General features: G+C 70.9%; 18 protein-coding genes. 10 read left to right on the forward strand and 8 right to left on the reverse strand.

The genetic code is table 11. The annotated features are described in order from the left end of the window. Positions 1-62: 62 nt before the first annotated feature. The 4 genes from J5226_RS13080 (at position 63) to tldD (ending at position 8,558) form a co-directional block, all read left to right on the forward strand. Positions 63-632, forward strand: a complete 570-nt coding sequence (locus J5226_RS13080; protein WP_215834948.1) for a Maf family protein — start codon at positions 63-65, stop codon at positions 630-632. A gap of 150 nt (positions 633-782) precedes the next feature. Next, complete coding sequence (gene rng / locus J5226_RS13085; RefSeq protein ID WP_215834949.1) at positions 783-2,270, forward strand: ribonuclease G; 1,488 nt, start codon at positions 783-785, stop codon at positions 2,268-2,270. Between the two features lie 147 nt (positions 2,271-2,417). Next, on the forward strand, positions 2,418-6,677 hold the full coding sequence (locus J5226_RS13090) for a YhdP family protein (protein ID WP_215834950.1): 4,260 nt from the start codon (positions 2,418-2,420) through the stop codon (positions 6,675-6,677). Between the two features lie 438 nt (positions 6,678-7,115). Next, on the forward strand, positions 7,116-8,558 hold the full coding sequence (gene tldD, locus J5226_RS13095) for a metalloprotease TldD (protein ID WP_215834951.1): 1,443 nt from the start codon (positions 7,116-7,118) through the stop codon (positions 8,556-8,558). An 83-nt stretch (positions 8,559-8,641) separates the two neighbouring features. Here the strand turns inward: tldD and yjgA are convergent, their stop codons facing one another. After that, entirely contained in the window at positions 8,642-9,211 is a 570-nt protein-coding gene (gene yjgA, locus J5226_RS13100; RefSeq protein WP_215834952.1) for a ribosome biogenesis factor YjgA, read from the reverse strand. Positions 9,212-9,282: 71 nt separating this feature from the next. Here yjgA and pmbA point away from each other — a divergent pair, with 71 nt between their 5' ends. The 4 genes from pmbA to J5226_RS13120 all read left to right on the forward strand — a co-directional run bounded on the left by pmbA (position 9,283) and on the right by J5226_RS13120 (position 14,489). Next, positions 9,283-10,656 (forward strand): metalloprotease PmbA, encoded by a 1,374-nt coding sequence (gene pmbA, locus J5226_RS13105; protein ID WP_215834953.1) that lies wholly within the window; start codon positions 9,283-9,285, stop codon positions 10,654-10,656. Positions 10,657-11,113: 457 nt separating this feature from the next. After that, positions 11,114-12,658, forward strand: a complete 1,545-nt coding sequence (locus tag J5226_RS13110) for a DUF1800 domain-containing protein (protein WP_215834954.1) — start codon at positions 11,114-11,116, stop codon at positions 12,656-12,658. 1 nt (position 12,659) lies between these two features. Beyond that, positions 12,660-13,823 (forward strand): DUF1501 domain-containing protein, encoded by a 1,164-nt coding sequence (locus J5226_RS13115; protein ID WP_255322783.1) that lies wholly within the window; start codon positions 12,660-12,662, stop codon positions 13,821-13,823. A gap of 318 nt (positions 13,824-14,141) precedes the next feature. Beyond that, positions 14,142-14,489: a DUF4870 domain-containing protein gene (locus J5226_RS13120; RefSeq protein WP_255322784.1), complete on the forward strand. Its 348-nt coding sequence runs from the start codon at positions 14,142-14,144 to the stop codon at positions 14,487-14,489. Between the two features lie 147 nt (positions 14,490-14,636). On the opposite strand, the gene J5226_RS13125 is transcribed toward J5226_RS13120, so the two are convergent. From J5226_RS13125 to tilS, 4 genes are all read right to left on the reverse strand, one after another. Then, the gene (locus J5226_RS13125) at positions 14,637-15,062 is read right to left on the reverse strand and encodes a hypothetical protein (protein ID WP_215834955.1); all 426 of its coding nucleotides are present in this window, start codon (positions 15,060-15,062) and stop codon (positions 14,637-14,639) included. Between the two features lie 27 nt (positions 15,063-15,089). Beyond that, positions 15,090-16,028, reverse strand: coding sequence for a (2E,6E)-farnesyl diphosphate synthase (ispA, locus tag J5226_RS13130; RefSeq protein ID WP_215834956.1), 939 nt, complete (start codon positions 16,026-16,028; stop codon positions 15,090-15,092). Next, positions 16,021-16,296 (reverse strand): exodeoxyribonuclease VII small subunit, encoded by a 276-nt coding sequence (locus tag J5226_RS13135; RefSeq protein ID WP_215834957.1) that lies wholly within the window; start codon positions 16,294-16,296, stop codon positions 16,021-16,023. Before J5226_RS13135 ends, ispA begins: the two co-directional genes overlap by 8 nt. Before the next feature lie 238 nt (positions 16,297-16,534). After that, positions 16,535-17,836, reverse strand: coding sequence for a tRNA lysidine(34) synthetase TilS (gene tilS / locus J5226_RS13140; RefSeq protein ID WP_215834958.1), 1,302 nt, complete (start codon positions 17,834-17,836; stop codon positions 16,535-16,537). Positions 17,837-17,943: 107 nt separating this feature from the next. Between tilS and J5226_RS13145 the strand changes: the two genes are divergently transcribed. Together J5226_RS13145 and J5226_RS13150 are read left to right on the forward strand one after the other, a co-directional pair. Then, complete coding sequence (locus tag J5226_RS13145; RefSeq protein WP_255322785.1) at positions 17,944-19,011, forward strand: NADH:flavin oxidoreductase/NADH oxidase; 1,068 nt, start codon at positions 17,944-17,946, stop codon at positions 19,009-19,011. A gap of 543 nt (positions 19,012-19,554) precedes the next feature. After that, entirely contained in the window at positions 19,555-21,063 is a 1,509-nt protein-coding gene (locus tag J5226_RS13150; RefSeq protein ID WP_215834959.1) for a discoidin domain-containing protein, read from the forward strand. Positions 21,064-21,178: 115 nt separating this feature from the next. On the opposite strand, the gene J5226_RS13155 is transcribed toward J5226_RS13150, so the two are convergent. From J5226_RS13155 to J5226_RS13165, 3 genes are all read right to left on the reverse strand, one after another. After that, positions 21,179-21,874 carry a transglycosylase domain-containing protein gene (locus tag J5226_RS13155; protein WP_215834960.1) on the reverse strand — a complete coding sequence of 232 codons (696 nt, stop codon included), beginning with the start codon at positions 21,872-21,874 and terminating at the stop codon, positions 21,179-21,181. 62 nt (positions 21,875-21,936) lie between these two features. Further along, the gene (locus J5226_RS13160; RefSeq protein WP_215834961.1) at positions 21,937-22,722 is read right to left on the reverse strand and encodes a transglycosylase domain-containing protein; all 786 of its coding nucleotides are present in this window, start codon (positions 22,720-22,722) and stop codon (positions 21,937-21,939) included. 29 nt (positions 22,723-22,751) lie between these two features. Then, positions 22,752-23,711: an acetyl-CoA carboxylase carboxyltransferase subunit alpha gene (locus tag J5226_RS13165; RefSeq protein ID WP_215834962.1), complete on the reverse strand. Its 960-nt coding sequence runs from the start codon at positions 23,709-23,711 to the stop codon at positions 22,752-22,754. Positions 23,712-23,835: the final 124 nt, after the last annotated feature.

Consider the following 23,835-nt stretch of genomic DNA (forward strand, 5'->3'; position numbering starts at 1 on the left):
TACGGGGTTTGCCGGGTTCGGCGTGGGCTGGCGCTCAGTCAGCGCGGGTTATGCTTTCGCGCATGCTCTATCTAGCCTCCCAGTCGCCGCGGCGACGCGAATTGCTCGGCCGCCTCGGCCTGGAATACGGCCTTATCGATCTGGATGTGCCCGAACAGCGCCAGCCCGGCGAACCGGCGGCCGAGTACGTGCGCCGGGTGGCGCGCGAAAAGGCCGGCGCGGGCTTGCTCAAGGTGGTCGCCAACCCCTCCGCGGTGGTGCTCGGCGCCGACACCGAGGTGGTGCTCGACGACGAGGTCTTCGGCAAGCCGCGCGACGCCGAGGATGCCCGCGCCATGTTGCGGCGGCTGTCCGGCCGCACCCATCAGGTGATCAGCGCGGTGTCGCTGGTCTCGCCGGCGCGCGAGGCGCAGGCGGTGTCGGTGTCGGAGGTCAGCTTCGCCGCGCTCGACGCGGGCGAGATCGAACGCTACGTCGCCACCGGCGAGCCGATGGGCAAGGCCGGCGCCTACGCCATCCAGGGCGGCGCCGAAGTATTCGTGACCCGGCTGGCGGGCAGCTACTCTGGGGTGATGGGGCTGCCGCTGCACGAAACCGCGCGGCTGCTGCGCGAGTTCGGCCTGAGCGCCTGAACCGCGCCGAACGCCGTCGCGCGCGCGGCCGAACTCGGCCGGCCGCGCGCGTTCCATAGCAACCCCATCGCCGTACCCGCCCGCACGCCTTTAGCCCCGCCGTTCCCCTCATTCCCCGCCTACGCAGCGCCAACGGACCCGCGCCCCCTCATGACTGAAGAGATCCTGGTCAACGTCACCCCGCGCGAAACCCGCGTCGCCGTGGTCGAAAACGGCATGCTGCAGGAGCTGCACATCGAGCGCGGCTGGCGCCGCGGCGTGGTCGGCAACATCTACAAGGGCAAGGTGCAGCGGGTGATGCCGGGGATGCAGGCGGCGTTCGTCGAGATCGGCCTGGAGCGCGCGGCGTTCCTGCACGCGGCCGACATCGTCCGCCCCAATCAGAGCAACGAAGGCGAGGGCGAGGAAGCGCCGCTGCCGCCGGCGCCGACCCGGCCGATCGCCGAATTGCTGCGCGAGGGCCAGGAAATCGTGGTCCAGGTGGTCAAGGACCCGATCGGCAGCAAGGGCGCGCGCCTGACCACGCAGCTGTCGATCCCCTCGCGCTATCTGGTGCTGCTGCCGCGCACCCGCGTGGTCGGGGTGTCGGCGCGGATCGAGGACGAGGGCGAGCGCGCCCGGTTGAAGGCGCTGGTGACCGCGCAGGCGCCGGCCGGCGAGCAGCACGGCTACATCGTGCGCACCAACGCCGAGGGCCAGCCGGAGGAAGCGCTGGCCGAGGACATCGCTTACCTGAGCCGGGCCTGGGCGCTGATCGCGGAGAAATCGCGCAGCAGCAAGGTCGGCGAGCGCGTCTACGAAGACCTGAGCCTGCCGCTGCGCGCGGTGCGCGACCTGATCCGGCGCGACGTGGAGAAGGTCAAGGTCGACTCGCGCGAGACCAGCGAGCGCCTGCGCAGCTTCGCCGCCCAGTACATGCCGGGGCTGGCGGAAAAGATCGAGCACTACACCGGCGCGCGGCCGATCTTCGACCTGTACGGGGTCGAGGACGAGATCCAGCGCGCGCTGGACAAGGAGGTGCCGCTGAAGTCCGGCGGCTACCTCGTCATCGACCAGACCGAGGCGATGACGACCATCGACGTGAACACCGGTTCCTTCCTCGGTCAACGCAACCTCGAGGAAACCGTTTACCGCACCAACCTGGAGGCGGCGCAGTCGGTCGCCCGGCAATTGCGGCTGCGCAACCTGGGCGGGATCATCATCATCGACTTCATCGACATGACCGACCAGGAGCACAAGCGCCAGGTGCTGCGGCAGTTGGAGAAGTCGCTGACCCGCGACCACGCCAAGACCACGGTGTACGACTTCTCGCCGCTGGGGCTGGTGGAGATGACCCGCAAGCGCACCACCGAGAGCCTGGAGCGCCAGCTCAGCGAGGCCTGCCACGAGTGCGGCGGGCGCGGCACGCTGAAGACGCCGGAGACGGTGACTTACGAAATTTTCCGCGACATCGTCCGTCAGGTGCGCCAGTTCGACGCGGCGCGGCTGCTGGTGATCGCCTCGCCCAAGGTGGTGGCGCGGATCACCGACGAGGAGTCGGCGGCGGTGGCGGAACTGGAAGAGTTTTTGAGCAAGTCGATCCGGTTCCAGGCCGACGACCAGTATGCGCAGGAGCAGTTCGATGTGGTTTTGCTTTAAGGCAGGGAACAGGGAACGGGGAACGGGGAATGGCGGGCGCCGTTCCGCGTTGCCGCGTTCGCAGGACGCGCGCGCGTCCTCTCCATTCCCCGTTGTTCCCTGTTCCCCTGATTCCCTGCGCTCCGCGGCACGCGGAGCGGGCCGCTGATGCCTACCCCCCTGCGCCGCCGCCTGCGCCTCGCGCGCCGTGCCGTGTTCTACGGCGCGGCGGTCGTGCTGGTGCTGGTGGCGTCGTTGCTGGCGGTGGCGAGCCAGTTGCTGCCGCTGGCCGAGCGGCATCCGGACAAGGTCGCGGCGTGGCTGAGCCAGCGCGCCGGGCGGCCGGTCGCGTTCGACCGGGTGGAGACCCAATGGACCCGGCGCGGGCCGCTGCTGCGCCTGGACGGGCTGCGCATCGGCGAGGGCGCGCAGGCGTTCAACATCGGCGACGCCGAGATGCTGGTGTCGCTGTATGCCGGCGTGTTGCCGGGGCAGGCGTTCTCCGAACTGCGCCTGCGCGGCCTGGATTTGACCTTGGAGCGCGCCGACGACGGCCGCTGGAAGGTGCGCGGCTTGCCGGGGCAGGAACAGACCGAGCAGGGCGATCCGCTGTCGGCGCTGGAAGGCCTGGGCGAGCTGCAGGTCATCGACGGCAAGCTGGCGGTGATCGCGCCGAGCCTGGGCGTGGATGCGCGCGTGCCGAAGATCGACCTGCGCCTGCGCGTCGACGGCGACCGCGTGCGCGCCGGCGCGCGCGCGTGGCCGAGCGTGGGCGTGGCCGGTTCGCCGTCGACGCCGCTGGACGTGGTGGCGGATTTCGACCGCAAGCGCGGCGACGGCCGCGCCTATGCCGGCGCCACCCGCGCCGACTTGTCGGGCTGGTCGCCGTTGCTGAAAGTCGCCGGCATCCGGGTCGAGTCGGGGCAGGGCCGGGCGGAAGCCTGGGCCGACCTGCGCGGGCATCGGATCGCGGGCGTGATGGTGTCGGCCGCGCTGGACCGGGTCGGCTTGCGCGCCGAGCGCAGCGCGGCGTCGGCTTCGGTGCCGGCCGCGCTCGCCGCCGCGGCCGCGCCGGTGGCGGCGGTGGCCAACAGCATGCCGGGGGCGGCGGGCGCCACGTCGGCGGGTGCGAATCAAACCGGCGCGAGTCAGGCCGGTGCGAATCAGGCCGGTCCGAATCAAACCGGTTCGAATCAGGCCGGTCCGAATCAGGCCGGCGCGAACGGGGTGATCGCGAACCGGAGCAGCACGAATCGGATCGTCGCCAATCCGGCCGACGCCGCTCAGAACGCCGCGAACCAGAACAGCGCGAGTCGGAGCAATACGACTCAGGCCGCCAGCGCCGCGCCGCCAAGCGCGCCCGCGAACGCCGCCGCGAGCCAATCCGCGCCGCCGGCGCGCATCGAATTCGAACACGTCGAAACGCTCGCCCATTACCGCCTCACCGACACCGGTTGGCGCCTGGACGCGTCCAAGCTGCGCATCGGCAGCGGCCAGAACGTGCAGAGCCTCGACGGCCTCGCCGTGGCCGGCGGCGAACGTTACGCGCTGCGCGCCGACCGCATCGACGCCGGCCCGCTGATCGCGGTGGCCGCGCTCAGCGACGCGCTGCCCGAGCGTCTGCGCCATTGGTTCGAAACCGCCAAGCCGCGGGCGTCGCTGAGCGCGATCGCGGTCAACGGCCATCGCGGCGGGCCGATGTTCGCCAGCGCCCGCGTCGACGCGCTGGGCTTCGATCCGGTCGGCCATTCGCCCGGCCTGCAAGGCTTGGCCGGCAGCTTCCAGGCCGATGCCGACGGTTTCGCCTTCGATCTCGACGAAAACGCGCCGATGCGCTTCGACTGGCCGTCGGGCTTCGGCGTGGTGCACACGTTTAAGCTGAGCGGCAGCGTCGGCGGTTGGCGCGAAGGCGGCGGCTGGCGCGTCGGCACCACCGCGCTGCGCATCGACGGCGACGTCGGCGTGCGCGCGCGCGGCGGCATGTGGTGGCAGGGCGACGGTTCGCGGCCGTGGATCGACATCGCCGCCGATCTGGATCCGATCAAGCTGCCGACCGCCAAGGGGTTCTGGATCCGCAGCCAGATGTCGCAGCGTCTGTTGAACTGGCTCGACACCGCGCTGGTCGCCGGCACCTTGGTCGACGCGCACGCGGTGGTGTCGGGCGATCTCGACGACTGGCCGTTCAACCACAACAACGGCCTGTTCCACGCCGGCGGCAAGCTGCGCGGCGCCACCGTCAAGTTCCAGCCCGATTGGCCGGCGGTGGAAGGGCTCGACGCCGACATCGCCTTCGTCGGCGACGGCTTCAGCGTCGACGGCAGCGGCAAGATCGCCGGCGTCGGCGTGCGCAAGGTGCAGGCCGGGATCGAGAGCTATCACGACGGCGTGCTGTACGTGAAAGCCGATACCGCGTCGGAAGCCTCGCAATTGCTAACGCTGCTGCGGCAGAGCCCGCTGCACAAGGAACACGCCGACACCCTCGACAACCTGCGCGCCAGCGGACCGGCCTCGGTCGCGTTCGACATGCAGTTGGCGCTGCGCGAGGGCGGGCGCACCACGCTCAACGGCGGGGTCGAGCTGAGCGAGGCCAAGCTCGCCGATCCGCGCTGGAAGGTCGCGTTCGAGCAAGTGCGCGGCCATGCCGACTTCAGCCGCGGCGGGTTCCGCGCCGAGGATCTGGACGTGGTCCACGAGGGCGCGCCGGGCAAGCTGTCGCTGCGCGCCGGCGAGGAGTTCGTGCGCGACAAGAGCAACGCGTTCGAGGCCGGGCTGGATGCGATGTCCGGCGCCGACGATTTGATTTCGCGCGGCCCCGACAGCCTGGCGTGGTTGAAGAATTATCTGGACGGGCGCTCGCTGTGGACGGTGGGCATCTCGATTCCGCGGAGTGCGCCGGCCGTCGCGGGCAAGCCCGCCGTGGCTGCGCCGACGATGCTGCGCCTGCAATCGAACTTGATCGGCACCGCGCTGACCCTGCCGCCGCCGTTGAACAAGGCCGCGGGCGCGGCGCTGGCGACCAGCGTCGAAACCCCGTTGCCGCTGGGCAGCGGCGACGTGCGCGTGGCGCTGGGCAACACCTTGGCGCTGCGCGCGCGCAACACCAACAACAAGACCGGCGTGCGCGTGGTGCTCGGCGCCAATCGCGTCGACGATCTGCCGCCGGCCAACGGCTTGGCGGTGAGCGGACGCACCGACACGCTGGAAGCGATCGACTGGATCGCGCTCGCGCACGGCGACGGGTCCGACGACAGCTTGCCGCTGCAGCGCATCGACGTCACCGCGCAACGCCTGCAATTGCTCGGCGGCGTGTTCCCCAACACCCGTCTGGTGGTGGTGCCGGCGGCGCGCGGCGCGACCGCGGTGCGCGCCGAGGGCGCGGCGCTGGAAGGCGCGGTGATGATTCCGGCCAACGAGACCGGCACCATCGCCGGCAAGTTCGCGCGCGTGCACTGGGGTTCGCAAGACGCGGGCAACGCCGGCGCGAGCGCGGCGGCGAACGGCAACGCCCACGCCGCGGCGGCGAATGCGGCGCCCGTCGCGCAGGCCGCGGCCAAGCCGGCGGACGCGTCGATGGACCCGGCCAAGATTCCCGCGCTCAACATCGACATCGCCGAACTGCGCTTCGGCAGCGCCGCGCTCGGCAGCGCCAGCGTGCGCACCCGGCCGACTCCGGCGGGCATGCGCATCGATCAGATCAGCACGCGCGGCAACAAGCAGTCGATCGACCTCAGCGGCGATTGGACCGGCCGCGGCGCCAACGCGCGCACCCATCTGAGCGCGACCGTGGACAGCGGCGACGTCGGCGCGTTGATGAGCGGTTTCGGTTTCGGCGGCCAGATCGGCGGCGGCCGCGGCAAGGCGCGGCTCGACGCGGGCTGGCCGGGCACGCCGGCGGGCATCGCGCTGGGCTCGCTGGAAGGCACGCTCAACTTGGACATGCGCGACGGCCGCCTGATCGAGATCGAACCCGGCGCCGGACGCATGCTCGGCCTGCTCAGCGTGGCGCAGTTGCCGCGCCGCCTGACCCTGGACTTCCGCGACCTGTTCGCCAAGGGCTTCGCCTTCGACCGCGTCGGCGGCACGGTGCGCTTCGGCAACGGCAGCGCGCGCAGCGACGACCTGAGCATCGACGGCCCGGCCGCGAGCATCGCCATCCGCGGCGCCGCCGACCTGCGCGCGCAGAGCTACGACCAAACCATCGAAGTGCGGCCCAAGGCGGCCAACGTGCTGACCGCGGTCGGCGCGCTCGCCGCCGGCCCGGTCGGCGCGGCGATCGGCGCGGCGGCCAACGCGGTGCTGCAAAAGCCGCTCGGCAGCCTGACTTCGCGCACCTACCGGGTGACCGGGCCGTGGAAGGAGCCGAAGGTCGAGGTGGTGACGCGCGAGCAGACCCGGGCCGAGGCCAGGCCGGCGCCGCCGGCGGGCTAGGGCGGGGTTCCGCCTTCGTTTCGGATCGGCGCGATCCGATGACGCGAAGGTCTTGGGTTGGACGCTCCTCCCGCGCGCGCCGCGCGCCGAGCCCGCGCAAGCCGGTTTGGGCTGCGGCCGGAGCCGCGCGTGCGGGCAGGGCGATTAAGCGAGCCTCCAGGCTCCGTGGTTCGCCGCGGGTTCTGGTGGGCATCCGGCTTCCAGCCCTCCACGAGCGCACCGCGGCTTTGACGGCTGCCATGGGTGCGCCGTCCGGCCCGCTGCTTCGCGGCGGCCCCGCCCCCCTGGAGCCGCGCCCACCGCGCACCGCCCGATCCGGCCTATTGATCCGCGCGCCCATCGCCACTATCTCGTTATTCGTCCCAATCCCGCGCCCGCGCCGCCACAGCCGCGCCGCGGCCGCCTAAGATGCCCTTTCCCCGCCTACACGGTTCGCCCATGACCCTGCCGATCCAGATCGCCGAATCCCGCCTCCTCCTGCCCGCCGGGCTCGACGCCAGCGGCCTGGAGCGCAGCTTCGGCGCCTTGCTCGGCCCGGGCATCGATTTCGGCGACCTCTACTTCCAGCATTCGCGCCGCGAGAGCTGGTCGGTCGAGGACGGCATCGTCAAGGACGGCGCGCATTCGATCGAACAAGGCGTCGGCGTGCGCGCGATCAGCGGCGAGAAGACCGGCTTCGCTTACTCCGACGAAATCAACAGCGAGGCGCTGCTCGGCGCGGCCAAGTCGGCGCGCGCGATCGCCCGCGACGGCGGCGCGCAGACGCCGCGCGCGCTGGTGCGCGGCGGCGGCCGCTCGCTGTACCGCAGCGACGATCCGATCGATTCGCTGTCCAACGAAGCCAAGGTCGACGCGCTGCGCAAGCTCGATCAACTGCTGCGCGCCGCCGATCCGCGCGTGCGCCAGGTGATGGTCAGCCTCAACGGCGTGCTCGACACCGTGCTGGTGGCGCGCAGCGACGGCGTGCTCGCCGCCGACGTGCGCCCGCTGGTGCGCTTGAACGTGCAGGTCATCGTCGAGCAGAACGGCCGCCGCGAAAGCGGCTACGCCGGCGGCGGCGGTCGTTACAGCTACGCCGAGCTGCTCGCCGACGGCAAGCCGGAACAGTTCGCGCGCGAAGCGCTGCGGCAGGCGCTGGTGAACCTCGACGCGGTCGACGCGCCGGCCGGGGTGATGCCGGTGGTGCTCGGCTCCGGCTGGCCCGGCGTGCTGTTGCACGAAGCGGTCGGCCACGGCCTGGAAGGCGACTTCAACCGCAAGGGCACCTCGACCTACGCCGGCCGCATGGGCCAGCGCGTCGCCGCCAAGGGCGTGACCATCGTCGACGACGGCACGCTCGAAGGCCGCCGCGGCTCGCTCAACGTCGACGACGAAGGCACGCCGACGAATTGCACCACGCTGATCGAAGACGGCGTGCTGGTCGGCTACATGCAGGACACGCTCAACGCCCGCCTGATGGGCATGGCGCCGACCGGCAACGGCCGCCGCGAATCCTTCGCCCATCTGCCGATGCCGCGCATGACCAACACCTACATGCTGGCCGGCACCCACGACCCCGAAGAGATGATCCGCTCGGTCAAGAAGGGCCTGTACGCGGTCAACTTCGGCGGCGGGCAGGTCGACATCACCAGCGGCAAGTACGTGTTCTCGGCGACCGAGGCGTATCTGATCGAAGACGGCAAGATCACCGCGCCGGTGAAGGGCGCGACCCTGATCGGCAACGGCCCGGAGACGATGCAGAAGGTCAGCATGATCGGCCACGACCTCGCCCTCGACGAAGGCGTGGGCGTGTGCGGCAAGGACGGGCAGAGCGTGCCGGTCGGCGTCGGCCAGCCGTCGCTGCTGATCGACGGCTTGACCGTGGGCGGCACCCAGTCGTGAGGCCTGCAGTGGCGATGCGCGACGCCGCGCATCGCGTCGCCGCGACGGCTCGTGCGCGCCTTGGCTGAGCCCGCGCGCCGCGCTTATTCGTCGTCGTGCGCGGTCTCGTCGCCGGCTTCGTCGGCGTCGGCATCGCCGCCGAGGATCGCCGCGCGCAGCTCGCGGTACAGCTCGCGGAAGGAATGCGGCGGCTTGTTGCGCTTGCGCTCTTCCAGGGTGTTGCGCACCAACTGGCGCAAGCGCTGGCGGTCGGCGTGCGGGTATTCGTCGAGCAGTCCGGCCAGCGCGGTGTCGCCGTCCTCGAGCAGGCGCTCGCGCCATTGCTCGACCCGGTGCATCGCCGCGACTTCGCGCCGCGCCGCTTCGCCGTTCTCGTCCATCGCGTCGCGCAGCGTTTCCAGCGCGTCCTCGTCCTCGCGCCGCATCTGCTTGGCGAGGAACGCCATTTGCCGCTTGTGGGCGACGTGGGCGGTGATGCGCTTGGTCTCGCGGATGTGCGGCAGCAGCGCCTCGGGCACCGGCAGCTTGGCCAGCTGGGCCTCGGTCAAGGCCACCAGTTTTTCCGCCAGCGCCAGCACCTCCAGCGCCTCGCGCCGGTTCTGGCTGCGGCTGGGGCTGAAAAATTCGCCGGTGTCTTCGTCTCTGCCGCGCATCGCACTTACCTCGATAAACTGAACATTACGACGGCGGCGCCCTGCGCGCCGCCACTGACTAGGATAAGCCATTGAACGCGCAAGCCCTCACTTCCGCCGCCGCCCACACCTTCGCCGACCCGCAGGCGCGCCTGGACGCGCTGGCCGAGCTGTCCCAGCGCCTGCTGGCCGCCTGCCGCGAGCGCGGGGCGAGCCAGGCCGAGGTCTCGTGCTCGGAGGACGCCGGCCTCAGCGTCAACGTGCGCATGGGCGAGGTCGAAACGGTCGAGTCCACCCGCGACCGCGGCATCGGCGTCACCGTCTATTTCGGCCAGCGCAAGGGCACCGCCAGCACCGCGGACCTGCGCGAGGAGAGCCTGGAGGCCACCGTCGCCCAGGCCTGCGCGATCGCCCGCTACACCGAGGACGACCCGGCCTCCGGCCTCGCCGACGCCGAGCTGATGGCTCCCGGCGCGCGCGAGTTCGACACCTGGCATCCCTGGCACATCGACGCCGACCGCGCGATCGAGCTGGCCCTGGCCAGCGAAGCGGCCGGGCGCGCGTTCGATGCGCGCATCGAGAATTCCGACGGCACCTCGGTCGGCACCGGCGCCAGCTTGGCGGTGTACGCCAACTCGCACGGCTTCCTCGGCCGCGAGCGCAGCACCCAGCACAGCCTCAGCGTCTCGCTGATCGCCGGCCGCGGCGACGCGATGCAGCGCGACGGCTGGTACACCCTCGGCGTGGACGCCGAAGACCTCGAGTCGGCCGTCTCGGTCGGACGCACCGCCGCCGAGCGCACCGTCGCGCGGCTGGCGCCGCGCCAGATCGCCACCGGCGACTACCCGATCCTGTTCGCCGCCGAGAGCGCGCGTTCGCTGATCGGCCATTTGATCGGCGCGGTCAGCGGCGGCGCGCTGTACCGCCGCGCCAGCTTCCTGCTCGACAGCGCCGGGCAGAAGCTGTTTCCCGAGTGGTTCTCGATCCGGGAAAACCCGTTCCTGCCGCGCGCGCTGCGTTCGACCGCTTACGACGGCGAGGGCGTGGCGACGCGCGAGTCGATGTTGGTGGACGGCGGCGTGCTGCAGCGTTACGTGCTCGGCAGCTATTCGGCGCGCAAGCTCGGCCTGACCACGACCGGCAACGCCGGCGGCGTGCACAACCTGCTGGTCGCCGCCAACGCCGGCGATTTCGCCTCGCTGGTGCGGCAGATGGGCCGCGGCCTGCTGGTCACCGAACTGATGGGGCAGGGCGTCAACGCCGTCACCGGCGATTACTCGCGCGGCGCCGCGGGGTTCTGGGTGGAGAACGGCGAAATCCAGTATCCGGTCGACGGCATCACCATCGCCGGCAACCTGCGCAAGATGTTCGAGAGCATCGAGGCGGTGGGCAACGACGTGGACCTGCGCTCGCATGTGCGCACCGGGTCGATCCTGGTCGGCAAGATGACGGTGGCGGGCGAGTGAGGGCGCGCCGCGTTTGAGGGGCGGCGGAATTCGTCGGTTGCGAATCCCGCCTGTCGCCATGCCCGCGAAGGCGGGCCTCCAGGGATTCATCGCGGCACGACGCTGAAGTCTTTGGATCCCCGCTTTCGCGGGGATGACGACTTGGAGAGGCGCGGCGACTCCCGCTAACGCCCTTGCGACGAAACGACCTGTCGTCATGCCCGCGAAGGCGGGTATCCAGGGATTCGTGGCGGCACGACGCTGAAGTCTTTGGATCCCCGCTTTCGCGGGGATGACGGCTTGAAGAGGCGCGGCCAATCCCGCGAGCGCCCTCGCGACGAGCACCGCCGCGCTTTCGTGCGCCGGTTAGCGAAACCCGCACCGATTCCCCACCGCGACCGCTGAACAGGCGCCGCGCCTGTCAACCCGGCGCGCGCACGGCCGTTTCCAACGGGTAGTCCACCCGCCGGGAACCCCGATGAGCGCCAGCAAGGCCACGGCCGCCAATCGTTTCGGACTGGGCGCGCGCCCGGGCGAGTTGGAGCGCGGCGGCGGCGACGGGCGCGAAGCGCTGCTCGCGCAGCTGCGCCGCCCGCCCGCGCTCGACGCGTTCGCCGGGCTGCCCGGCAGCGTCGAGACGATGCGTCTGGAGTTCCGCCAGCAACAGCTCAATCGCGCCGAGCGCGCGCAACGCGACGACGCCAAGCCCGCGCCGGCCGACAACGGCGCGGCGATGGCGGCCGGGGCGCCGGCGATGGCCGCGCCCGGCAACGATGCATCCGGCAACGACGCCGACGCGCCCGCGCGCCGCCGCGGCCGCGCCGCGCAGGCGCGCGACGGCCAAGCCGCCGCGCGCGGCGCGGCCGACCCGAGCGACAACCTGCGCCGCGAACTGCGCCGGCAACAGCTCGCCGAATTCGCCGCGCGCTACCGCCACGCCGCCGACACCGACGCGCCCTTCGTCGAGCGCCTGACCCAGTTCTGGTCGAACCACTTCGCCGTCTCCATCGACAAGGGCAACGCGCGCTTGTACGCCGGCTCGATGGAGCGCGAAGCGATCCGCCCGCACGTGCTCGGCCGTTTCGAAGACATGCTGCTGGCGGTGGAAAGCCACCCGGCGATGCTGCGCTACCTCGACAACGCCGCCTCGATCGGCGACGACTCGCGCGCGGCGATGCGCGCGCAGAAGCTCGGGCGCGAGAAGCGCGGGCTCAACGAGAATCTGGCGCGCGAAATCCTGGAACTGCACACGCTCGGCGTCGACGGCGGCTATCGCCAGGACGATGTGATCGAACTGGCGCGCGCGATCACCGGTTGGAGCACGCCCGGCCCGCGCGACGACGACGCCTCGCAGGCGTTCGTGTTCCGCGCCAACGCGCACGAGCCCGGCGCGCGCCGCGTGCTCGGCCGCGGCTACGCCGAGGGCGGGCAGGAGCAAGGCCGCGCGGTGCTGGCCGACTTGGCCCGGCATCCGGCCACGGCGCGCCATCTGAGCTTCAAGCTCGCCCGCCATTTCGTCGCCGACCAGCCGCCGCCGGCGCTGGTGGAGCGCATGGCCCAGGCCTATCTGCGCGAGAACGGCGACTTGCGCGCGCTCTACCGCGCCTTGATCGAGAGCGACCACGCCTGGTCGGCCGACGCGCGCAAGTTCAAGACGCCGAACGACTTCGTGATCTCCGCGCTGCGCGCCGGCGAACTGGCGGTGGACGATCAGGCGCGCGCGCTGGTCGGCCTGCTCGCCAGCCTCGGCCAACCGGTGTTCACGCCGCGCTCGCCGGCCGGCTTTCCCGACACCGCCGCCGATTGGAGCAGCCCCGACGGTTTGTTCAAGCGCATCCAGGCCGCGCAGCTGTTCGCCGCGCGCGTGGATTCGGGCGGCACTACGCCGTACCAGCGCGCGCTCGACGTGCTCGGCAGCCAGGCGGTGAGCGGCGATTTCGCCATCGGCCTGCGCCGCGCCGGTTCGGCCAGCGACGGCTACTCGCTGCTGTTCGCCAGCCCCGCGTTCCAATGGAGAGTGTGAGATGGAACGCGACAAGACCTTGAGCGAAATCGACGGGCAACGCCGCGGCCTGCTCGCCGCGTTCGGCGCCAGCGCGCTGCTGACCCTGTTCCCGCGCATCACCGCGGCGGCCGGCGGGCACGACACGCGCTTCTTGCTGGTGTTGCTGCGCGGCGGCCTCGACGGCCTGCACCTGCTGCCGCCGTACGCCGATCCCGCCTACGCGACGCTGCGCCGCGACGGCGCGGTCGCCGATCCGATCCGCATCGACGGCTTGTTCGGCCTGCATCCGGCGATGCGCGAATCCGCGGCGATGTACCGCGCCGGGCAGTTGCTGCCGCTGGTGGCGGTGGCGCCGCCGTACCGGCAGCGCTCGCACTTCGACGCGCAGGATTGCCTGGAGAACGGCACCGCCACGCCCAACGGCGCGCGCGACGGCTGGCTCGGCCGCTGCGTGCGGGCGATGCCGAGCGAGTCGGCGCTGGCGGTGGCGGCGGTGATGCCGCTGGCGATGCGCGGCAGCGACCGCGCCAGCAACTGGTGGCCGCCGTTGCCGCGGCCGGTCGATCCGCAGTTGTTGCAGCAATTGCAGCCGCTGTACGCCGCCGACCCGCGCCTGAGCGAGACCTTCGAGCGCTCCGCCAGCAGCGTCGGCATGCAGCGCGACGGCAAGGGCGCGTTCGCGCTGCCCGAGGCGATGCGGGTGGCGGCGCAGCGCATGGGCGCGGCCGACGGCCCGCGCATCGGCTTCGTCGAGGACAGCGGCTGGGACAGCCACCGCAATCAGGCGCCGCAGTTGCAGCGCAAGCTCGGCGAGCTCGATCAAGGGCTGGCCGCCGCGCGCGAGGGCTTCGGCGCGCTGTGGCCGCGCACCGTGGTGGCCGTGGTCACCGAGTTCGGCCGCACCGCCGCGCTCAACGGCACCGAGGGCACCGACCACGGCACCGGCGGCATGGCGTTGTTGTGCGGCGGCGCGGTGCGCGGCGGCCGCATCGGCGGCGATTGGCCGGGGCTGGGCCCGAACCAGCTCAACGAAGGCCGCGACCTGCGCGCCACCACCGACCTGCGCGCGGTGTTCAAGAGCGTGCTCGGCGAGCACCTCGGCTTGGCCGAGGCGGCGGTGGAGAGCAAGGTGTTTCCCGACAGCCGCGCGTTGCCGTCGCTGGCGAACTGGCGCCGGGCTTGAGCGTCGGGCCGGCCGGATAAAGCGTCCGGCCGCGCGCCACGCGCTTCACCCCGTGCGGGCCGCGCGCCACCGGCATTCGCCGCGCGGCGCGGCTTTCTTCGCACGCCAGTGCTTTTCCGATACCGAAACCGGCGCCGCCCGCGCGCCGGCCATGGCCGTTGCCGTCCCCGCCGCGCGTTGCGCCGGCGGCTGCGAACCTTGCGCTCCGGCGTGGTTAATCTGTGATGAATAAAGGTTTATGATGCCCGCCAAGGGGACCGGGGCAGGGCCGCGGGAACTTCGACCACCACCTCCATCCAAACACGTAGGGGAAGCGTAATGAACGATATCAGTCAGGACGAAAAGACTTGGGGCATGCTGGCTCATCTGAGCACGCTGGTCGGTTTGATCATCCCGCTCGGCACCATCCTCGGCCCGCTGGTCGTGTGGCTGATGAAGAAGGACACCATGCCCTTCGTCGCCGACCAGGGTAAGGAAGCGCTGAACTTCAACATCACCGTGCTGATCGCGATGATCGTCGGCGGCATCCTGACCCTGGTGCTGATCGGCCTGCTGGTGATGGCCGTCGTCGGCATCGCCTGGCTGGTGCTGACCATCATGGCCGCGCTGGCCGCCAACAAGGGCGAGGCCTACCGCTATCCCTTCACCCTGCGTCTGGTGAAGTAAGCGCGCGGCGACGTTCGCGTCGAGCATGCGGAAAGGCGGGCTTCGGCCCGCCTTTTTGTTTGCGTGCGATTGGGGAGCGGGCTTCGGCCCGTTTTTATTGCGTGCAATTCCGAGCGCGTTTCGCGCCCGCTCAGGAGCGCCGCGCGCTCACGCCGGCGGCCGATCGAAGCCCGGATGCCGCCAACGGCGGTCGCCCAACGTCAGCGTTTCGATGTCGGCGTAGTTCGCCCACGAATGTTCGTTCTCTTCCAGCGCGGTTTTCGCGGCGTCCGCCGCGGACGGATCGGCGAATGCGGTCAGGAAGCCGGCGACGATCTGCCCCATCGCTTCGCGGTATTCGACCAGGACGTGGATCGTGTCGTCGTCGCCTTCGCCGCGGTGTTCGATCGGCTGGACGCGGACGTCGCGCGCCGGGTCGACCGAGCGATAGGCCTGCTCGGCCCAAGGATCGCGCCCGGCGATCTCGCTCATATATTCTTCGCGCGCCTGTTCGGCGGCCGCCGCGGTCGCGAACGCGCCCAGCAGCAAATCCGGCCCGGTGTAGGGGGAGATGTCGCGGATCAGCAGGTGCATGTTCCCGTCCTGGAAACGCGCGGCGCCTCAGCGATCGCGTTCGATCGCCAACCGCCCCAGCGCGTGCAACGCCGCCGCGCGCGGGCCGAACGGCTGCAGCGCTTCGCCCATCGCCGCGCCGAGTTCGTCCAGGCGCGCGCGCGAGGCGTCCAGGCCGATCAGGGCGGGGAAGGTGGATTTGTCCTGGGCCAGGTCCTTGCCGGCGGTCTTGCCGAGGGTCTGGCTGTCGCCTTCGATGTCGAGGATGTCGTCGCGCACCTGGAACGCCAGCCCGAGCGCGCGCGCGTAGCGGTCCAGCGCGGCCAGCGCGGCCGCGTCGGCGCCGCCGCACAGCGCGCCCATGCGCACGCTGGCGCGGATCAGCGCGCCGGTCTTGAGCGAATGCAGCCGCTCCAGCGCCGGCAGGCTGAGCTGCACGCCGGCGCCGGTGGCGTCGATGTCCAGCGCCTGTCCGCCGCACATGCCGGCCACGCCCGCGGCCTGGGCCAGGGTGCGCAGCAGGTCGACGCGGATCGCATCGGCGGTGTCGGTGTCGGCGAGGGTGGCGAAGGCCAGCGACTGCAGCGCGTCGCCGGCGAGGATCGCGGTGGCCTCGTCGAAGGCCACGTGCACGGTCGGCTGGCCGCGGCGCAGGGCGTCGTCGTCCATCGCCGGCAGGTCGTCGTGGACCAGCGAATAGGCGTGGATGTATTCGACCGCCGCGGCCGGCGCGTCGAGCACGGCCGGGGCGACCTCGAACAGCGCGCCGCTGGCGTAGACCAGCAACGGGCGCATGCGCTTGCCGCCGAGCAGCACGGCGTGGCGCATGGCTTGGTGCAGGCGGCGCGGTTCGGCTTCCGAATCGGGCAGGGCGCGCGCCAGCGCGGCGTCGGCGCGTTCGCGCCAGGCGGCGAGGACGGCGTCGAGCGCGCGCGGGTCGGAGGCGGGATCGGGCCGGGCGTGCGCGGCGGCGCGAGGCTCAGGCATCGACGTCGCTGCCCGGCGGGCCGGCGTTGCCGAACGGCTCGGCGGCGGCCGGGTCCTGCGGATCGGTGAGCAGGCGCACGCGCAGTTCGGCCTGCTCCAGCGCGCTCTGGCAACGGCGGTAGAGGCCGACGCCGCGCTCGTAAGCGGCCAGCGACTCCTCCAGGCTCATTTCGCCGTGTTCCATCTTCTCGACCAGTTGCTCGAGCGCGTCCAGCGACTGCTCGAAATCGGCGACCGGCGAGGCTTCGGTGGTGGTTTTGCGGGGCATGGGGAAAGTGTGAGCCGGGGGGCGGGCGGGGTCAATGCGCGTGGGGTGAAGAGCGTGCGGCGATGCGTCGCGGGTGCGGTGCGGATGCGGCGATCGCGGCGGTTGCGCTGGATGTCGCGGATTCGCGGTCGCGGCTTGCGCCGCTCCTACAGGGAGATCGCGCCGTTTCGGACTTGCCCTGTAGGAGCGGCGCAAGCCGCGACCGCGAAACCGCGCCAACGACGCCAACCCCGATTCGCTACGCCACCCACTCCAACCGCGCCCCACGCTCGCGCAGCCACGCTTCCAACCGCGCCGAATACAGCAAATCGCCGGCCGCCCACACGTCGCCGTCGTCGTCGAGCAACAACGGCAACCGCTCGCGCTCCCACGGCGGCACGCCCAAGGCCTGCAGCGCGTGCTTGAGGCTGTGGCGATGCGCGCGCCCCGGCAAGGCGATGCGTTCGCCGCCGGCGCGCGCGCAAGCGATCAGCGGCGCATCGAACGCGGCCGCGCCGTCGAGCCGCAAGCGGCCGCCGCCGGGCAGCGCCAGCGGCGCGCGGCCGTCCCACTCGACGCGCCATTCGCGCGGCAACGGCGCGCGCTGCCATTGCGCGTACAGCAAATCGCGCCACGCGCGCACCGCTGCGCCGTTCCAGGCGAATTCGGCTTCGGCGTCGGCGCGCGCCGGCAGCAATTCGCGTTCGATTTGAGCCACGCCCTGCGCCGGCAGCGGCGGCAGCTCCAGCGCGGCGATCCAGCGCCGCAGCACCCGCGCGCGCCGCGCCGGCGCCAGCGCGCGCAAGCCCTCGCGCGCGAGTGCGTGCGGGTCGAGGCTGCGCACCTGCGCCAGCGCCGCGGCGTCGTCGGCCTCGAGCAAGGACGCGGCTTCGTCCTGCAAGCGCGCCGACTGCGCCAGCGTCGCGTCCGCCTGCGGCCAACGCTCGCGCAGCAGCGGCAGCGCGCGATGGCGCAGGAAATTGCGGTCGTAGCGTTCTTCTTCGTTGCTGGGATCGTCGATCCATTCCAGCCCGTGCCGCTGCGCGTACGCCTCCAGCGCCGCGCGCGGCAGCGCCAGCAGCGGCCGCCACAAGCGGCCGCGGCCGCAATCGCGCCATTCGCGCATCGCCGCCAAACCGTCCGGGCCGGAGCCGCGCAGCAGCCGCAGCAGCAGGGTTTCGGCCTGATCGTCGCGATGGTGGGCCAGCGCCAGCACCTCGCCTGCGCCCAAATCCGCGGCGAACGCGGCATGGCGCGCGGCGCGCGCCGCCGCCTCGGGGCCGTCGCCGCCGCCGCGCGCAACCGACACCCGCGAAACGCTCAGTTCCAGGCCGTATCCGGCGCAAATCCGCGCGCAGTGCGCGGCCCAGGCGTCGGCGTCGGCGTGCAGCCCGTGGTGGACGTGCCACGCGCGCAGCCCGCGCGCGCGCGCGGCCGGCGCGGCGGCCAGGGCGTGCAGCAACACGCTGGAATCCAACCCGCCGCTGTAGCCCACGCACAGCGGCGCCGCCGGCAAGGCGGCGAGTGCGGCGGGGATCGCATCGGCGTGAGATACGTGCATGCGCGCATGGTGCCACGGCGACGGGACGCAGCAACCCACGCGTGATGCTGCCGCGGCGGCGGGCCGCCTATACCTTGATTCGCACTCCCCATTACGAGAATCCCTTCGTGTCCCGGCTTTTCGCTCCGCTGTCGCAACGCTCGCTGACCTTGCGCAACCGCCTCGCGGTTTCGCCGATGTGCCAGTACTCGGCCAGCGACGGTTTGCCCAACAACTGGCATCTGGTCCACCTGGGCAGCCGCGCGGTCGGCGGCGCCGGGCTGGTGCTGACCGAGGCCTGCGCGGTGTCGCCGGAAGGCCGTATTTCCGCGGCCGACACCGGTCTGTGGAACGCCTCGCAAGCCGAGGCCTGGCACCGCATCACCTGCTTCCTGCGCTCGCGCGAGGCCGCGGTGGGCGTGCAGCTGGCCCACGCCGGGCGCAAGGCCAGCGTCGCCGCGCCGTGGCTCGGCGGCCAGCCGGTGCGGCCCGAGGACGGCGGCTGGACGCCGGTCGCGCCCTCGCCGCTGCCGTTCCGCGACGGCGCGCCGGAGCCGCGCGAACTGCAGCCGATCGAGATCCGCACCGTGGTCGACGATTTCGCCGCCGCCGCGCAGCGCGCGCTGGATTCGTGCTTCCAGTTGGTCGAGATCCACGCCGCGCACGGTTACCTGTTGCATCAGTTCCTATCGCCGCTGAGCAACCGGCGCGACGACCGCTACGGCGGCAGTTTCGAGAACCGCACCCGCCTGCTGCGCGAAGTGCTGGCGGCGGTGCGCGAGGTGTGGCCGGAGCGCTTGCCGCTGTGGCTGCGCATCTCCGCGACGGATTGGGCCGAGGGCGGCTGGGACATCGAGCAGAGCGTGGAACTGGCGCGCACGGTGAAAGAATTGGGCGTCGATCTGATCGACGTGTCCAGCGGCGGGCTGGTGCCGAACGCGCGCATCCCCGGCGACGAGCCGGGCTATCAGGTGCCGTTCTCCGCGCGCATCCGCCGCGAGGCCGGCATCGCCACCGGCGCGGTGGGGTTGATCACCCGCGCGGCCCAGGCCGAGCACATCGTCGCCCAAGGCGAAGCCGATGTGGTGCTGCTGGCGCGCGAGTTGTTGCGCGATCCGTACTTCCCGCACCGCGCCGCGCGCGAGTTGGGCGCGACGACGCACGTGCCGGAGCAGTACCAGCGCGCCTGGAACTGAGCGGCGCGCGACGGCGCTGCCCACGCGAACGCCGGCCCTCGGGTCGGCGTTTTTCGTTGTACGGCTTTTGTCCGCGGGCCGGAGGTAGGAGCGACGCAAGTCGCGACCGCGAAAACGCGGTTGCGCCGAAACCTGCGCAGCCGTCGTGTTTTCGCGGTCGCGACTCGCGTCGCTCCTACAGGGGATTCCACGGTTCTTTCGCGTGGGGCGCCGACGCGATCGGCGGCATTCATGCGCGCCAAGGTTTTCGAACGGCGCGCTTTTATCTTGATCTGTGCAAGACATCACACGGTGTCGGCGCTTTCGTTCCGGTGCAGGGAAAGCCGCGGCGCGCGCGTTTGCAATGATGCGCGAACGCGGATCGCATCGGGCGCGGTCCAGCGATTCCGCGAGCTCCGAATCACGCGCCACCCTGTGCGGAGTTTTGGATTTTTCCGCATTTTTTTGACAAGCAGACATTCTCTGCGCAACGGCAACGCGCTCGCGATCCGCGGTCTCCGCGCGCGACCGCGTCCTTCGGCACTCATGCTATCGGGAGTCATCATGCGATCGATCCTGTGTTTGAAGCACGCGCGACGCGCCGCCTGCACGGCGGGCCTGTTCGCGCTCGGCTTCGCCGGCGCCGCGTCGGCGGCCAATCTCGCCTTGAACAAACCCGCCACCGGCTCGGCCGCGTGCAACGCCAACGAGACGCCGGCCAAGGCGGTCAACGGCAGCGTGTCGGGCGGCAATTCCGACAAGTTCTGTTCGTCGGCGTCGAGCAAGTGGCTGCAAGTCGATCTGGGCGCGAGCAAGACCATCGCCAGCTTCGTGGTCAAGCACGCCGGCGCCGGCGGCGAGGCGGCGACGTACAACACCCGCAACTTCAACATCCAGACCTCGGCCGACGGCTCGGCGTGGACCACCGCGGTCACCGTCAGCAACAACACCGACAATGTCACCACCCACAGCGTCGGCGCGATTGCGGCGCGCTACGCTCGGCTCAACATCACCACGCCGACCCAGACCAGCGACTCGGCCGCGCGCATCTACGAATTCGAGGCGCACGACACCGCGGCGGCGCCGGAGAAGGTGGTGCTGGTGCTCGACCAAGTGCCGCAGTTCGGCATCTACCGCAGCACCGAGCCCACCACCTACACGCCGCCGGCCGGCGTGCTGATGTGGAAGCGCGGCACCGAGTTCGCGCGCAAGCTCAGCGACACCGAGAAAGCCAGCATCGGCGACGACGTGGCGCTGCGCATCACCTATCACGCCCAGTGCGATCCTTACGACCGCTTCGCCTCGGCGTTCTTCATCAGCCTGCCGAAGGGGCAGACGCCGACCGTGGACACGCCGCGGGCGACCTTCACCGACTTCATCTCGCCCTTCAGCGACATGTGGCAGGGCGCCAAGGCGACGCGCGTGTATCCCGACGCGCCGATGGATCCGTACGCGGCGGCGTTGGCCAATCCGGACCGCGACATCTGGGTCGGCATCAGCGGCGGTTCCAATCCGCAGTACGGCAGCGACGCCTGCCAGCAGCACGGCGTGACCGACCCGGCCATCGCCGAAGTCGGCTTCAAGTACTCGCTGGCGCTGGTCTCGCGCAAAACGCTGACCGCGGGCGCCGATCCGGACGTGATCAGCCTGCTGTCGCGCTCGCCGGAGACCGACGACACCATCGCCACGGGCACGGTGTCGCACAGCGCGAACCTGGGCATCGCCACGCTGGCGGTCAGCATCGCCGGCTACGGCGCGTCCTCGGGCGGGCAGGAATACACCAACACCAACGTCAGCGTGAAGTTCAACGGCACCCAGATCGCCACCTTCAGCACCAAGATCGACTGCGCGACCTACGAGCAATACAGCCCGCGCGGCAATCCGGGGATCTTCCGCAACAACAACACGACCAACCCGCGCAGCTGGTGCCCGGGCGCGTTGGTGCCGATGCGCTACTTCGATCTGGGCGACATCAGCGGCAAGACCTTGCAGTTCTCGCTCGGCGTCGGCAACCGCTCGCCGTGGACGGCCGATTCGGTCTACAACACCAGCATCAGCGTGTTGGAGCACTGAGGCCGCGGTGCGCGCGCCGGTCGGGCAGGGTGCCGACCGGTGCGGCGTCGGCGAGAGCGATTCGCTCCAGATGGGAAACGAAAAACGCCGCGCATTCGAGCGCGGCGTTTTTCGTTCAACGCGTCGCGATCGGGCGCTTGCACTCGCCCGGTCGCAAGCGTTCGGGCATCGCCTGTGCGGACGCCAGTCCGGTCTTGCCGAGCGCGTAGGCGTAGCGCTTGGCGAAGCGCTCGGGATGGCAGGCCGGGTCGTAGTAGGACGGGCCGCGATCCAGGATCAGCAGCGCCAGTTGTTCTTGCGGCGACAGCGCTTGCAAGGGCAGATCGAAATAGTGGCGGGCGGCCGCTTCGATGCCGACACCGGCGTCGGCCGCGAAGCGGGTTTGATCGAGCACGTAGTCGATCAACTGCGCGGCTTCGAGCTTGCGGCTCAAGTGGATGGTCAGCGCGGCATTGGTCAGATGCCAACGCGAGATCGTGCCGTGCGGCAGCAGCCGCGCCTGCATCGTGCTGGCGACGCGATAGAGCAGTTGGTGATCGGCCGGCACCCGCTCGACCCGTTCGCTCGCGCTCGCGGCGAACAGCTCCCAGGCGAAACCGGGCGGGCTCATGCGCCTCACTTGGATCGGGCCTTGGCCGTCGTGCAGCGTCCAGTAAAGTTTCCGCAGCGCGTCGGGATAGGCGCGTTGCGCTTGCGGCAGCGGTTCGGGCAGATCCTTCAGCGCGTGCCAGTACATGGCGTAGAGCAGCGTGAACGGTGCGGCGACAGCGATGAGCGCGGTCGCGGCCAGAAGCTGGATGGCGCGTTTCAAGCGGCGCCTTGGGACGACTGCGGCAGCCTCGCCGCGTGCACTCGGCCGGGGCGCGTGCGGGGTCATTGCGGCCGGGTGCAGTCGATGGGCTTCAGGCGCGGCAGCGACAGGGCGGTCGCGCTCGGGAGGCCGGACGCTGAGACGTACTTGATCCGCTCGGTATAGCGCTCGCGGAACTGTTCCGGTTGGCAATACGGGTCCATGGGCACGACTCGATAGCGCAGCGTCATCAGCGAAAGCAGTTCGTCGCGGGTCAACTCGCCGACATCGGCGCCGAAATAAGCGCGGGCGGCCTGTTCGAGGTTCTCGCTGCCGCGGCCGTAGCCGCCGTGGTCCAGCACGATGTCGGCCATGCGTTCCGCCGGCCATTCCCGACTGGTACGAATGAACAGCGCGCTCGATTCGAACACGAGGTCGCTGCTGATCTGTTGCAGCGCCTCCGCGTTGGAGCCGCCGGGTGTCGGTGGGGGCGAGGGGATCCGGGCGCGTCGCGCATCGTCGATCGCCCCGCGAGTCGCGCTGGAAGCTCGCTCCACCAGTTCCAGATCGGCGGGCATGGCGAGCGATTCGCCGCCTCGCGTCAGATACACGGGGACGAGCGACTCGAATATCAAGCTCGCGTAGCTGAAGGCATTGAGTCTTCGGGCCGAGATCGGGGCATCGCCGCCGCCCAGCGTCCGCCACAAGGTTTCGCGCGCCAACGCCGGATACTCGCGCCGCGGTTGCGGCAACTCCTTCGGCAGCAGCGATGCGCCGTACCAATACGCGCCTTGCAACAACAGGCACAACAACGCGATGACGGCGACCACGCCGCCGCCGGCCCACTTGAAGAAGGTGCTCAGCGCCATCCGTGGCTCTCCGTGTTGTGCCGCCGCGCTTACGCGGCTTCGTACGCGCCGTACCCGCGCAGCCGCTCGTAGCGGCGTTGCAGCAGTTCGTCCACCGGCACGCCTTCCAGCGCGTCGAGTTCGTTGAGCAGCACCGCTTTGAGGCGAGTCGCCATCTGCTTGGGATTGCGGTGCGCGCCGCCGATGGGTTCGCGCACGATCTTGTCGATCAGGCCCAACTCGGACAGGCGCTTGGCGGTCAGGCCGAGCTGTTCGGCCGCGTCCTTGGCCTTTTCCGCGGTCTTCCACAGGATCGAGGCGCAGCCTTCGGGGGTGATCACCGAGTAGGTGCTGTATTCCAGCATCAAGGTGCGGTCGCCCACGCCGATGGCGAGCGCGCCGCCGGAACCGCCTTCGCCGATCACGGTGCAGATCACCGGGATCTTGAGGCCGGCCATTTCCATCAGGTTGCGGGCGATGGCTTCGGACTGGCCGCGCTCTTCGGCGTCGATGCCCGGCCACGCGCCGGCGGTGTCGATGAAGGTCAGCAGCGGCAGGCCGAAGCGTTCGGCCAGCTTCATCAGGCGCAGCGCCTTGCGGTAGCCCTCGGGGCGCGGCATGCCGAAGTTGCGCTTGATCTTGCTCTTGGTGTCGCGGCCCTTCTGGTGGCCGATCACCACCACGCTGCGGCCGCCGATGCGGGCGAGGCCGCCGACGATGGCGTTGTCGTCGGCGAAGGCGCGGTCGCCGGCCAGTTCCTGGAACTCGTCGCACATCACCCGCACGTAATCCAGCGTGTACGGCCGGGCCGGGTGGCGGGCGAGCTGGGAGATCTGCCACGAGGACAAGTCGCGGAAGATCTGCGCGGTGCGCAAGCGCAGCTTGTCCTGCAACGCGTGGATTTCGGAGTCGATGTCGACCTGCGGGCCGCTGCTGGCGTGGCGCAGCTCCTGGATCTTGGCTTCCAGGTCGGCGATGGGCTGCTCGAAGTCGAGGTAGTTCGGGTTCATGCGTGGGCCATGGGCCGGGGAAGGGGACAGTCTAGCTCAGGCGGCGCGACCGTACCGATAGGCATGGGGTGGGTACGGAAACTGAGGAACGAGTGGAGAGGAACGAGCAACGAACGGCACGGGT

This window comes from Lysobacter sp. K5869 (genome assembly GCF_018847975.1).
GTDB lineage: Bacteria > Pseudomonadota > Gammaproteobacteria > Xanthomonadales > Xanthomonadaceae > Lysobacter.

Coding starts and splice junctions, on each gene's coding strand:
- J5226_RS13080 (WP_215834948.1), top strand. CDS start 63: ATGCTCTATCTAGCCTCCCAGTCGCCGCGGCGACGCGAATTGCTCGGC.
- rng (WP_215834949.1), top strand. CDS start 783: ATGACTGAAGAGATCCTGGTCAACGTCACCCCGCGCGAAACCCGCGTC.
- J5226_RS13090 (WP_215834950.1), top strand. CDS start 2,418: ATGCCTACCCCCCTGCGCCGCCGCCTGCGCCTCGCGCGCCGTGCCGTG.
- tldD (WP_215834951.1), top strand. CDS start 7,116: ATGACCCTGCCGATCCAGATCGCCGAATCCCGCCTCCTCCTGCCCGCC.
- yjgA (WP_215834952.1), bottom strand. CDS start 9,211: ATGCGCGGCAGAGACGAAGACACCGGCGAATTTTTCAGCCCCAGCCGC.
- J5226_RS13110 (WP_215834954.1), top strand. CDS start 11,114: ATGAGCGCCAGCAAGGCCACGGCCGCCAATCGTTTCGGACTGGGCGCG.
- J5226_RS13115 (WP_255322783.1), top strand. CDS start 12,660: ATGGAACGCGACAAGACCTTGAGCGAAATCGACGGGCAACGCCGCGGC.
- J5226_RS13120 (WP_255322784.1), top strand. CDS start 14,142: ATGAACGATATCAGTCAGGACGAAAAGACTTGGGGCATGCTGGCTCAT.
- J5226_RS13125 (WP_215834955.1), bottom strand. CDS start 15,062: ATGCACCTGCTGATCCGCGACATCTCCCCCTACACCGGGCCGGATTTG.
- ispA (WP_215834956.1), bottom strand. CDS start 16,028: ATGCCTGAGCCTCGCGCCGCCGCGCACGCCCGGCCCGATCCCGCCTCC.
- J5226_RS13135 (WP_215834957.1), bottom strand. CDS start 16,296: ATGCCCCGCAAAACCACCACCGAAGCCTCGCCGGTCGCCGATTTCGAG.
- tilS (WP_215834958.1), bottom strand. CDS start 17,836: ATGCACGTATCTCACGCCGATGCGATCCCCGCCGCACTCGCCGCCTTG.
- J5226_RS13150 (WP_215834959.1), top strand. CDS start 19,555: ATGCGATCGATCCTGTGTTTGAAGCACGCGCGACGCGCCGCCTGCACG.
- J5226_RS13160 (WP_215834961.1), bottom strand. CDS start 22,722: ATGGCGCTGAGCACCTTCTTCAAGTGGGCCGGCGGCGGCGTGGTCGCC.
- J5226_RS13165 (WP_215834962.1), bottom strand. CDS start 23,711: ATGAACCCGAACTACCTCGACTTCGAGCAGCCCATCGCCGACCTGGAA.